Raw genomic sequence first — 11,961 nt, 5'->3', positions numbered from 1 at the left:
TCTTTCCCTACACAACGCCCTTCCGGTCTGCGCGGCCGGCGCGGCGGCCCTCCCCGGCACGGGCCCGGCCTTCGGCACGCTCGACTTCAACCGATCCGCATTGTGACTGCTACCCGTCAATTGACGCTCGATCTCGGTACGCCGCCACCCGCCACGTTCGACAATTTCATCACGGGCGAGAACGGCGAGCTCGTCACGCGGCTGCAGAAGCTCGACCTCGCGCTTGCCGCGGGTCCGCTGGCGGACCGGTCGTTCTACATCTGGGGCGAGCCCGGCAGCGGCCGCAGTCACCTGCTGCAGGCCCTCGTGTGCGACGCGTCGTACGGCTATGCACGCTACCTGACGCCGCAAAGCCCGCTCGGCGCGTTCACGTTCGACCCGCGCGTCGCGATCTACGCGATCGACGACTGCGACGCAATGAACGACACGCAGCAGGTCGCGCTGTTCAACCTGTTCAACGAGGTGCGCGCGCACCCGTCGAGCGCGTTCGTCGCGGCCGGCCCCGCGGCGCCGCTCGCGCTCGACGTCCGCGAGGACCTGCGCACACGCCTCGGCTGGGGCCTCGTGTTCCACCTGACGCCGCTGTCCGACGCCGGCAAGATCGCCGTGCTGAAGGTCGCGGCGAAAGAGCGCGGCATCTCGCTCACCGACGACATCGCGGCCTACCTGCTCACCCATTTCCGCCGCGACATGCCCAGCCTGATGGCGCTGCTCGATGCGCTCGACCGCTTCTCGCTCGAGCAAAAGCGCGCCGTCACGCTACCGCTGCTGCGCCGGATGCTGGCCCGCCCCGGCGACGATATCGTGCCGCCGGGCACGGGCTCAAACCGCTTCGAGTAAAATGCGCTCCCATGACTAATCTGGCACTCTTTGACCTCGATCACACGCTGATCCCGACCGATAGCGACCACGAATGGGGCCGCTTCATGGTGAAGCTCGGCATCGTCGACGCGGAAAGCTTCTCGCGTCAGAACGACCAGTTCTTCGCCGACTACAAGGCCGGCCAGCTCGACATTCACGCGTACCTCACTGCGATGCTCACGCCGATCGCGAAGTATTCGCGCGCGCAGCTCGCGCAATGGCACGAGCAGTTCATGCACGAGGTGATCCGGCCCGCGATGCTGCCTGCCGCGCTCGAACTCGTGCGCGAGCACCTCGATGCGGGCGACCTGTGCTGCATCGTCACCGCGACCAACGAGTTCATCACCCGGCCGATCGCGAGCGCGTTCGGCGTCGACACGCTGATCGCCTGCGAGGTCGAGACGACCGACGGCCACCCCGATTCGCCTTACACGGGCCGGCCGACCGGCACGCCCAGCTATCGCGAAGGCAAGATCGTCCGCACCGAAGCGTGGCTCGCGTCGCTCGGCAAGCACTGGGACGACTTCGGGCACAGCTACTTCTACAGCGATTCGCACAACGACATCCCGCTGCTCGAGAAGGTCTCCGACCCGATCGCGACCAACCCTGACGACACGCTGCGCGCGCATGCACGCAACCGCGGCTGGCGCATCCTCGATCTTTTCTGAACGTCGTGATCAAAAAATTCATCCGCAAGCTGCTCGGCCAGGACGACGCCGTGCAACCCCAGGCCGAAGCGACGGCCATCCCGCACACCCCGGCCACCCCGCGCGGCGCGAAAGGCGCACGCGCGGCCGCCAGAAAGACGCATAACCACGAGCCGACCGTCGTGCCCGTGAGCGTGCACGGCATCGATCCCGCGCTGATCTCGAAGAACGCGGTGCGCGTGACCGACACGCTGCAGCAGGCGGGCTTCCGCGCGTTCATCGTCGGCGGCGCGGTCCGCGACCTGCTGCTCGGCATCGCGCCGAAGGATTTCGACGTCGCGACCGACGCGACGCCGACCGAGGTGCAGCGCCTGTTCCGCCGCGCACGCGTGATCGGCCGCCGCTTCCAGATCGTCCACGTGCAGTTCGGCCAGGAGCTGATCGAGGTGTCGACGTTCCGCGCGCTCGTCGACGCGCCGCCCGCCGAGGACGAACCGCCGAAGCGCCTGAAGCGCGACGAGCTCGACCGGCGCACGCACGCGGTCGACGCGAGCGGCCGCGTGCTGCGCGACAACGTGTGGGGCGAACAGCACGAAGACGCCGCGCGCCGCGACTTCACGATCAACGCGATGTACTACGACCCGTCGACGCAGACGGTGCTCGACTACCACGACGGGATGGCCGACGTGCGCGCCCGCCTGCTGCGGATGATCGGCGATCCGGCCACCCGCTATCGCGAGGATCCGGTGCGGATGCTGCGCGTCGTGCGCTTCGCGGCGAAGCTCGGCTTCGACATCGAGCCGCATACGCGCGAGCCGATCAACGCGCTCGCAGACCTGATCAACAACGTGCCGGCCGCGCGGCTGTTCGACGAGATGCTGAAGCTGCTGCTGTCCGGCCATGCGCTCGCGTGCCTGAAGCAACTGCGCAAGGAAGGCCTGCATCACGGCCTGCTGCCGCTCCTCGACGTCGTGCTCGAGCAGCCGCAGGGCGAGAAGTTCATCACGCTCGCGCTGAACAACACCGACGCGCGCGTGCGCGCCGGCAAGCCGGTGTCGCCGGGCTTCCTGTTCGCGACGCTGCTGTGGCACGACATGCGCCAGCGCTTCGAGCAGTACTCGGCCGAAGGCGAATTCCCGGTGCCCGCACTCCATCGCGCGATGGACGACGTGCTCGACATGCAGACCGAGAAACTCGCGATCCACAAGCGCTATTCGGCCGACATGCGCGAGATCTGGGGGCTGCAACTGCGCCTCGAGAAGCGCTCGGGCCGCAGCGCGATGCGGCTGCTGGAACACCAAAGATTTAGAGCGGGGTATGATTTCCTCCTGTTACGCTGCGAATCCGGCGAGCTGGACCCGGTCGTCGGGCAGTGGTGGACGGATTTCATCGAAGGCGACGCGGCCGCCCGCGAGGCATTGCTCACGCAGGGCGCGGCCAAGGAAAAATCGCCCCGCAAGCGGCGCCGCCGCGGCGGTGCGAGGAATCGCAAGCCGGGCGAAGGCGTCGAGCAGGCGCCGGGCGGCCCGGACGATTCGGGCGATTCGGAAGACTGACGCGCTCGCCGGCGAACGACGTAGGAAGTGATGCCATGACGGTTGCATATCTCGGCCTGGGGGCGAATCTCGGCGATGCACGCCAGACCCTGAAGGACGCGGTGGTGTGTCTCGCCCAGCAGCGCACCATCATGATTCTCGACAAGTCGAGCCTGTATCGCACGGCGCCCGTCGATGCGGGCGGCGACGATTACTACAACTGCGTCGTCAAGATCGACACCGTGCTCGTCGCGCGCGACCTGCTCGCGATCTGCCAGAAGATCGAGCATCACTTCGGGCGCGAGCGCCCGTACCGCAACGCGCCGCGCACGCTCGACATCGACATCCTGCTGTTCGGCACCGACTCGATCGACGAACCCGACCTGATCGTGCCGCACCCGCGCCTGACCGATCGCGCGTTCGCGCTCGTGCCGCTCGTCGAGATCGAGCCGGCGCTCGACATCCCGGCACGTGGCCGCGCCGACGCGTTCCTCGCGGCGGTCGCGAGCCAGCGCATCGAGAAAGTCCAGACCTGCCAGTGCCTGCTGCAGAAGGTGCTGGCCGACAGCGCCGACAAGGACCGCTGCCAATGAACCCGACACCGCTGACCGTCACCGCGCCCGATCTGCGCGCGCCGCACCGCTATCTCGTGATCGAAGGCCCGATCGGCGTCGGCAAGACGACGCTCGCGAGCCTGCTCGCGGAACGCTGGTCGATGCAGACGCTGCTCGAACGCCCGCAGGACAACCCGTTCCTCGACCGCTTCTATCGCGATACCGCGCGCTACGCGCTGCCGACGCAGCTGTCGTTCGCGCTGCAACGCGCGCAGCAGGCGCGCGAACTGATCGGCGCCCTGGAAACGGGCCGGCCGGTCGTCGCCGATTTCATGCCGCAGAAGAACGAGATCTTCGCGCGGCTGAACCTGCCCGACGACGAATGGCAGCTGTATCGCGCGCTGTCGGCGCACCTGGACGTGCGCGAGGCGCCCGCACCCGATCTCGTCGTGTACCTGCAGGCGAGCCCCGAGGTGCTGTTCGCGCGGATCCAGAAGCGCGGCCTGCCGATGGAATTGCAGATCGGCGACACCTATCTGCGTGCGCTCGTCGACGCGTACAACGAATTCTTCTATCACTACGACCGCACACCGGTGCTGACGGTCGCGGCCGAACATCTGAACCCGCTGGAATCCCCGGAAGACCTCGCGTTGCTGGTCGAGCGCATCGAAACGATGCGTGGCCGCAAGGAGTTCTTCGTCAAGGGCGAGACGACGCGCTGACGCGTCTCGCCGCTTTTTCACCCATCGAACCGGATTTTCAATGAGCTATCTCCAGGAATCGAGTCGGCCTGCCGTGACGGTGCCCAAGCTGCAGGCAATGCGCGACGCCGGCGAGAAGATCGCGATGCTGACCTGCTACGACGCGAGCTTCGCCGCGCTGCTCGACCGCGCGGGCGCGGACGTGCTGCTGATCGGCGATTCGCTCGGCAACGTGCTGCAGGGCCACACGACCACGCTGCCCGTCACGCTCGACGACATCGCGTACCACACCGCATGCGTCGCGCGCGCGCAGCCGGATGCGCTGGTCGTCGCGGACCTGCCGTTCGGCACGTACGGCACGCCGGCCGATGCGTTCTCGAGCGCCGTCAAGCTGATGCGCGCAGGCGCGCAGATGGTGAAGCTCGAAGGCGGCGAATGGCTCGCCGACACCGTGCGCTTCCTCGTCGAGCGTTCGGTGCCCGTGTGCGCGCACGTCGGCCTCACGCCGCAGTCGGTGCATGCGTTCGGCGGCTTCAAGGTGCAGGGCAAGACCGAGTCCGGCGCCGCGCAGCTGCTGCGCGACGCACGCGCGATCGAGGACGCGGGCGCGCAGCTCGTGGTGATCGAGGCGGTGCCGACGCTCGTCGCGTCGGAAGTCACGCACATGCTGAAGATCCCGACGATCGGCATCGGCGCGGGCGCGGACTGCTCGGGCCAGGTGCTCGTGCTGCACGACATGCTCGGCATCTTCCCCGGCAAGCGGCCGCGTTTCGTGAAGGATTTCATGCAGGGCCAGCCGAACATCCATGCGGCCGTCGAAGCCTATGTGCGCGCAGTAAAGGACGGCTCGTTCCCCGGCCCGGAACATTCGTTCTGACGCGCGGGCGGCGATCTGCCGCTGGCCGACGGACATGAAAAAGCGCGGCGCCCCGTTACAGGGCGCCGCGCTTTTCTTAGTGCACGGAGACGACGGCAGTCTAGCGCCGCATCGCACGCATCATTTCAGCACAGCATCGACCGCGCCGCGCAACGCGTTCGTCAACAGCAACGCTTCCGCGCGCGCAAGGTCGTCGCGCGTCACGACCCGCTCGGTCGCGCCGAACGACGGATCGTCGAGCAGCACGCCGCGCATCACGCCCGGCAGCACGCCGCACGACAGCGGCGGCGTCACCCAACGACCGTCGAGCTTCACGAACAGGTTCGAGCGACCGCCCTCCGTCACTTCACCACGCTCGTTGACGAACAGCATGTCGAAACAGCCGAGCGCCTCGGCGGCCTGCCATGCACGATCGTAGTCGGCGCGGCGGGTCGTCTTGTGCAGCAGCAGCGCGTCGTCGGCATGCGTCGGCGCGAAACCGTGGTCGGCGGCGAGCAGCACGCCAATGGCGCCCGCAGCCAGCGGCTTCAGCGGCGCGGCGGTGATCTCGACCGTGCCGTCCTTCGCCAGCGCCAGTTTCATCCGGTACGGACCGTCGCCGTCGAGCGCCGCGCAACGTGCGTCGATTTCGCGCTGCAGTGCCGCCGCGTCGAAGCGGAACCCGAGCGCGTCCGCGCTGCGTTGCAGCCGCGCGAGATGACGGTCGACGTGACGAATGCCGTCCGCACGCGTCGCGCAAGTCGTTTCGAACAACTGGAAGCCGGGGTCGGCATCCGTCAGGAATCGCGCTTTCAATTCGCACTCCGCATATTCGTCGGCGGCGACGCTGTCGAGGACGATCCCCGCGCCGACCCCCATCGTGCCGGTGCGCCGGCCGCGTGCGACGGTCGGATCTCCGCTGGCCGCGCCGTTGCCGACCGCATCGAGCGTCAGCGTGCGGATCGCGACCGACAGGCAGAAATCGCCGCAGCCGACGCCTTCCTTCGGCGCATCGAGCCAGCCGATCGTACCCGTGTAAAGGCCGCGCGGCGTCGACTCGATCGCGTCGATCAACTGCATCGTCCGGTGCTTCGGCGCGCCGGTGATCGAGCCGCACGGGAACAGCGCGCGCAGCATGCCGGCAAACGTGGTGCCGGCGCGCCATCCGGCCTCGACGGTCGACGTCATCTGCCACACCGACGCATACGGCTCGACCGAGAACAGCGCGGGCACCTTGACCGTGCCCGTGCGCGCGATCCGCGACACGTCGTTGCGCAGCAGGTCGACGATCATCACGTTCTCCGCGCGGTTCTTCGGGTCGCTCGCGAGGAACGCGGCCGCGTCGGCATCGCGCTGCGGGTCATCCGAACGCGGTGCAGTGCCCTTCATCGGCCGCGCGCGCAGCACGTCGCCGTGCTTCTCGACGAACAGCTCCGGCGAACACGACACGACCCACGCACCGCCCGGCAGCGCGATCAGCGCGCCGTAGCGCACCGGCTGACGCGCGCGCAGCCGCCGGTACAGCGCGAGCGGCGTGCCGAACACGTCGAAATGGAGCCGGTACGTGTAGTTGACCTGATACGAGTCGCCCGCCCGCAATGCATCGTGCACGGCGGCGATCGCCGTATCGAATTCGTCGCGCGTCACGCTCTTCGTCACATGTGCGACGCCGGCGATCGACGGCGACGCCGCACCGCCGTCGCGTTCCGCGAGCCACGCGCCGACTTCGTCACACGACAGCCGCTCGCAGCGCGCAAACAGCAAAAAGCGCAGCGGGGCCTGGCCCGGCTGCGCCCATTGCAGGTTGCGTCCGAATTCGTAGTCGCCGACGACGACCGCATGCAGCCCGTCGCGCAGATCCTGCGCAAGTGCCGCATCGATCGCGTCGAGCTGCGCGGGATCGGCGCACACCCGCTCGCGCACGAAACCCGTATACAAGCGACTCGACCGCGCGGATGCGGTCGAATCGCAATCGTCCAAGAGCGCGAACGGCGCGCTCTCGCTGCCTTCAGTCATGCCGTTACTCGAAGAAGCTCTTCACCCGGTCGAACCAGCTCTTGCTCTGCGGGCTGTGGCGCGCGCCGCCTTCGGCCAGCGACTTCTCGAACTGCTTGAGCAGGTCGCGCTGAGGGTCGGTCAGCTTCACCGGCGTCTCGACCTGCACGTGCACGTACAGATCGCCGGCGATGCTCGCCCGCAGCCCCTTGATGCCCTTGCCGCGCAGGCGGAACGTCTTGCCCGACTGCGTGCCTTCCGGCACCGGGAAGCTCGCACGGCCGGCCAGCGTCGGCACCTCGATCTCACCGCCGAGCGCGGCGGTCGTGAACGGGATCGGCATCTGGCAATGCAGGTCGTCGCCGTCGCGCTCGAACACCGCGTGCGGCTTGATGTGGATCTCGACGTACAGGTCGCCCGGCGGCCCGCCGTTGATGCCCGGCTCGCCGTTGCCGGCCGAGCGGATCCGCATGCCGTCGTCGATCCCTGCCGGGATCTTCACTTCGAGCGTCTTGGTTTCCTTCACCTTGCCCGACCCGTGGCAGTGCGCGCACGGCTCGGGAATATAGGTGCCGCTGCCGTGACACTTCGGGCAGGTCTGCTGGATGCTGAAGAAGCCCTGCGACATCCGCACCGTGCCCTGGCCGTGACAGGTCGGGCAGGTTTCGGGCTTGGTGCCCGGCTTCGCGCCCGAACCGTGGCAGATCTCGCACGACACCCAGCTCGGCACGCGAATCTGCGTGTCGTAGCCGTGCGCGGCCTGCTCGAGCGTGATTTCCATGCTGTAGCGCAGGTCCGCGCCGCGATACACCTGCGGACCGCCGCGGCCGCCGCGACCACCCGCCGCCGCCTGGCCGAAGATGTCGCCGAAGATGTCGCCGAACGCGTCGGCAAAGCCGCCGAAGCCCTGTGCGCCCGCACCGCCCATGTTCGGATCGACGCCCGCGTGGCCGTACTGGTCGTACGCGGCCCGCTTCTGGCCATCCGACAGCATTTCGTAGGCTTCCTTCGCCTCCTTGAAATGCTCTTCCGCATCCTTGTTGTCCGGATTGCGGTCAGGGTGATACTTCATCGCAAGCTTGCGATATGCCTTCTTGATTTCGTCGTCGCTCGCATTCTTCGCGACGCCCAGAACCTCGTAGTAATCCCGTTTCGCCATATCGATTCACTGCCGTCACGCCTGAGGCACGCAACGGCTCCTTTCGCCTGCAGTAAAGTCTCGCGACTCGTCTGGCGTTGCGATGCGCCGTCCGGGGACGGCGTGCGCAGCGCCCGCCAAAAAACAAATGTGCCCGGAGGGCCGCGAAGCCCGCCAGGCGTAGAGTCGATCCGGCCATCCGGAAGGAAAGACAGACCGCTTTGCAGCCGTATGGTCAGCCGCGCCGCGCGCGGTTCGCGCGCGGCATACGGTGCTGTTACAACCCGGCTCAGTCCTTCTTCACTTCCTTGAACTCGGCGTCGACGACGTCGTCCGCAGCCTGCTGCGCACCGGCGTGGGCCGCGCCTTCCGCTGCGCCCGCCGCACCAGCCGCGCCTGCCTGCTGCGCCTGCATGTCGGCGTACATCTTCTCGCCGAGCTTCTGCGAGGCCGTCGCGACAGCTTCGACCTTCGCATCGATCGCGGCCTTGTCGCTCGCGGTGTTCTTCAGGACTTCCTCGAGCTCCTTCAGCGCGGCCTCGATCTTCTCCTTCTCGCCCGCGTCCAGCTTGTCGCCGTACTCGGTCAGCGCCTTCTTCGTGCTGTGCACGAGTGCGTCGCCCTGGTTGCGCGAATCGGCCAGCTCACGCAGCTTGTGGTCTTCCGCCGCGTTCGCTTCCGCGTCCTTGATCATCTGATCGATTTCCGACTCGGACAGGCCCGAGTTCGCCTTGATCGTGATCTTGTTTTCCTTGCCGGTCGCCTTGTCCTTCGCGCCGACGTGCAGGATGCCGTTCGCGTCGATGTCGAAGGTCACTTCGATCTGCGGCACGCCGCGCGGTGCGGGCGGGATGCCTTCCAGGTTGAACTCGCCGAGCAGCTTGTTGCCGGCTGCCATTTCGCGCTCGCCCTGGAACACCTTGATCGTCACGGCGCCCTGGTTGTCGTCCGCGGTCGAGTACACCTGCGCGTGCTTGGTCGGGATCGTCGTGTTCTTGTTGATCATCTTCGTCATCACGCCGCCGAGCGTCTCGATGCCGAGCGACAGCGGGGTCACGTCGAGCAGCAGCACGTCCTTGCGGTCGCCCGACAGCACCTGGCCCTGGATCGCCGCGCCAACTGCGACGGCTTCGTCCGGGTTCACGTCACGGCGCGGATCCTTGCCGAAGAATTCCTTGACCTTCTCCAGCACCTTCGGCATGCGCGTCTGGCCGCCGACCAGGATCACGTCGTCGATGTCCGACACCTTGACGCCCGCGTCCTTGATCGCGATGCGGCACGGCTCGATCGTGCGCTCGACCAGATCCTCGACCAGCGCTTCCAGCTTCGCGCGGGTGATCTTCAGGTTCAAGTGCTTCGGGCCCGATGCGTCCGCCGTGATGTACGGCAGGTTGATTTCGGTCTGCTGGCTCGACGACAGCTCGATCTTCGCCTTTTCAGCGGCTTCCTTCAGGCGCTGCAGCGCGAGCACGTCCTTCGACAGGTCGACGCCCTGCTCCTTCTTGAACTCGCCGATGATGTAATCGATGATGCGCTGGTCGAAGTCCTCGCCGCCGAGGAACGTGTCGCCGTTGGTCGACAGCACTTCGAACTGCATTTCGCCGTCGACGTCCGCGATCTCGATGATCGACACGTCGAACGTGCCGCCGCCGAGGTCATACACGGCGATCTTGCGATCGCCCTTCTCGACCTTGTCGAGGCCGAACGCGAGCGCGGCCGCGGTCGGCTCGTTGATGATCCGCTTGACTTCGAGGCCCGCGATGCGGCCCGCATCCTTGGTTGCCTGGCGCTGGCTGTCGTTGAAGTACGCCGGCACCGTGATCACGGCTTCCGTGACCGGCTCGCCGAGGTAGTCTTCAGCCGTCTTCTTCATCTTGCGCAGCACTTCGGCCGACACTTGCGGCGGCGCGAGCTTCTCGCCGTGCGCTTCGACCCATGCGTCGCCGTTGTCCGCCTTGACGATCGCGTACGGCATCAGGCCGATGTCCTTCTGGACTTCCTTCTCTTCGAAGCGGCGGCCGATCAGGCGCTTGACCGCGAACAGCGTGTTCTTCGGGTTCGTCACCGATTGACGCTTGGCCGGCGCGCCAACGAGCACTTCGTTGTCGTCCATGTAGGCAATGATCGACGGCGTCGTACGGGCGCCTTCCGAGTTCTCGATGACCTTGACCTGGTTGCCTTCCATGATCGCGACGCACGAGTTCGTGGTGCCGAGGTCAATACCGATGATCTTTCCCATTTTTCCTAATCTCCAGAAATCCTTGATTGCTGCGCGAAACCCGCCATTTTGCGGCCGTTTCGCGCGCCGAATTCAACTCTGTTCCCGAAATGCGTCCGGCCGCACCGTTTTCAAGACCCGACAAGCGATGCGGCTATTAAATTTTTTCAATCGGCCGCCCGGTCGCCGATTGCCGCACCGGCCGCCGCGCCGGCGCCAGGATTACCGGCTGCCACGATCTTCGCCCGCGCGGCCGCCACGGCCGCCTGGAACTGCGCGAGGCCATGCCAGCCAGTCGCCCGGCCAAGCCGTTTGCCCCGATGGAAGAAGAACCATGTCGGCACGCCGTGCAGCGCGAAGCGGCGCCCCAGCGCGTGGTGTTCATACACGTTGAGATGGAACCACTTCAGCTCGAGCGCGCGGATCGCGTCCGGCTGGGCGAGCATCGCCTTCTTCGCAATTTCGCAGTTGAAGCAGTCGACGCCCCAGAAGAACACGACGGCGAGCGCGTCGCCCGCGCTCGCGAGACCGGCGTCGAACGTGTCGGCCGACAGCGCCTGCATGCCGAACGCGTCAAATGCGGCCGGATCGACGCCGGCGACGGCCATTGCAGCGGCCTTACTTCGGTTGCGCGACGGTCACGAGCGCCGGACGCAGCACGCGGTCGGCAATCGTGTAGCCCTTCTGCAGCACGGCGACGACGGTGTTCGGTTCCTGGTCGGCCGGCACCATCGAGATCGCCTGGTGCTGATGCGGATCGAATTTTTCGCCGACCGGGTTGATCGCGACCACGCGGCCCTTCTCGAGCGCGTTCGTCAGCTGGCGCAGCGTCAGCTCGACGCCTTCGCGCACCTTCGCGAGATCGCCGGAGGTGTCGCCGACTGCCGCCTCGAGGCTGTCCAGCACTGGCAGCAGATGCTCGGCAAAGCTTTCGATTGCGAACTTGTGTGCCTTCGCGACGTCGTCCTGCGCACGGCGGCGCACGTTCTCGGTTTCGGCCTTCGCCCGCAGGAAGCTTTCCTGCAGCTCGGCGACCTTGGCTTGAGCCTCGGCGAGCGCCGCTTCGGCGGCAACGGCTGCCGGCGCGGCGCCTTGCGCTGCCTGCGTCTCGCTACCGATGTCTTCGGCCGATTGGGTAGCCGGGTTCTCTTGCGTGTTTTCCATGTCGCTGAAAGTCGATTAGAGGTTGAAGCCAAATCGGCAACCATCGGACGAAAGCCCGGCGGCACCGCACATTAGTGGTGCAGATAAGAACGAAAACAGCATTTTCAAGAGGGTTATTCGTGCGGATTCGCCAATGCCGCGAAACAAGCGCGCAGCCTGCCGGTGCACGGCCCGCACGCCCCGCCAATCGGGCGAAACGGCCTGTAACAACGCTTACCAGGCAAGTACTGGCTGGCCTCCGGGGGCTGCACTACACTGCATCTCAGGCGTCGGCGAAGCTCGTTTACCCTGA

11 protein-coding genes are annotated in these 11,961 nt (G+C 66.8%); 6 read left to right on the top strand and 5 right to left on the bottom strand.

The window, feature by feature from the left end; genetic code table 11:
* Positions 1–102: 102 nt before the first annotated feature.
* From hda to panB, 6 genes are read left to right on the top strand one after another with little or no spacing between them, the layout of a single operon-like run.
* A complete protein-coding gene (gene hda, locus G3N94_RS23475) occupies positions 103–840 on the top strand; it encodes a DnaA regulatory inactivator Hda (RefSeq protein ID WP_346778726.1) in 738 nt (245 codons plus the stop codon).
* A gap of 11 nt (positions 841–851) precedes the next feature.
* Positions 852–1,529, top strand: coding sequence for an HAD family hydrolase (locus G3N94_RS23470; protein WP_205794952.1), 678 nt, complete (start codon positions 852–854; stop codon positions 1,527–1,529).
* Between the two features lie 5 nt (positions 1,530–1,534).
* Positions 1,535–3,064 (top strand): polynucleotide adenylyltransferase PcnB, encoded by a 1,530-nt coding sequence (gene pcnB / locus G3N94_RS23465; protein ID WP_205794951.1) that lies wholly within the window; start codon positions 1,535–1,537, stop codon positions 3,062–3,064.
* Between the two features lie 35 nt (positions 3,065–3,099).
* On the top strand, positions 3,100–3,636 hold the full coding sequence (gene folK / locus G3N94_RS23460) for a 2-amino-4-hydroxy-6-hydroxymethyldihydropteridine diphosphokinase (protein ID WP_205794950.1): 537 nt from the start codon (positions 3,100–3,102) through the stop codon (positions 3,634–3,636).
* On the top strand, positions 3,633–4,319 hold the full coding sequence (locus G3N94_RS23455) for a deoxynucleoside kinase (RefSeq protein WP_205794949.1): 687 nt from the start codon (positions 3,633–3,635) through the stop codon (positions 4,317–4,319). Before folK ends, G3N94_RS23455 begins: the two co-directional genes overlap by 4 nt.
* A gap of 40 nt (positions 4,320–4,359) precedes the next feature.
* Positions 4,360–5,175, top strand: coding sequence for a 3-methyl-2-oxobutanoate hydroxymethyltransferase (gene panB, locus G3N94_RS23450; protein WP_205794948.1), 816 nt, complete (start codon positions 4,360–4,362; stop codon positions 5,173–5,175).
* Positions 5,176–5,295: 120 nt separating this feature from the next.
* On the opposite strand, the gene pabB is transcribed toward panB, so the two are convergent.
* From pabB to grpE, 5 genes are all read right to left on the bottom strand, one after another.
* Positions 5,296–7,170 carry an aminodeoxychorismate synthase component I gene (pabB, locus tag G3N94_RS23445; protein WP_205794947.1) on the bottom strand — a complete coding sequence of 625 codons (1,875 nt, stop codon included), beginning with the start codon at positions 7,168–7,170 and terminating at the stop codon, positions 5,296–5,298.
* A 4-nt stretch (positions 7,171–7,174) separates the two neighbouring features.
* The gene (gene dnaJ, locus G3N94_RS23440; RefSeq protein WP_205794946.1) at positions 7,175–8,308 is read right to left on the bottom strand and encodes a molecular chaperone DnaJ; all 1,134 of its coding nucleotides are present in this window, start codon (positions 8,306–8,308) and stop codon (positions 7,175–7,177) included.
* Between the two features lie 268 nt (positions 8,309–8,576).
* A complete protein-coding gene (gene dnaK, locus G3N94_RS23435; protein WP_205794945.1) occupies positions 8,577–10,526 on the bottom strand; it encodes a molecular chaperone DnaK in 1,950 nt (649 codons plus the stop codon).
* A 146-nt stretch (positions 10,527–10,672) separates the two neighbouring features.
* Complete coding sequence (locus G3N94_RS23430) at positions 10,673–11,113, bottom strand: thioredoxin family protein (protein WP_205794944.1); 441 nt, start codon at positions 11,111–11,113, stop codon at positions 10,673–10,675.
* Between the two features lie 10 nt (positions 11,114–11,123).
* Positions 11,124–11,669, bottom strand: a complete 546-nt coding sequence (gene grpE, locus G3N94_RS23425) for a nucleotide exchange factor GrpE (RefSeq protein ID WP_205794943.1) — start codon at positions 11,667–11,669, stop codon at positions 11,124–11,126.
* Positions 11,670–11,961 lie beyond the last annotated feature (292 nt).

The organism is Burkholderia sp. Ac-20353 (assembly GCF_017104785.1).
Classification (GTDB): domain Bacteria; phylum Pseudomonadota; class Gammaproteobacteria; order Burkholderiales; family Burkholderiaceae; genus Burkholderia.
This window is presented reverse-complemented; position numbering and strand designations above follow the sequence as displayed.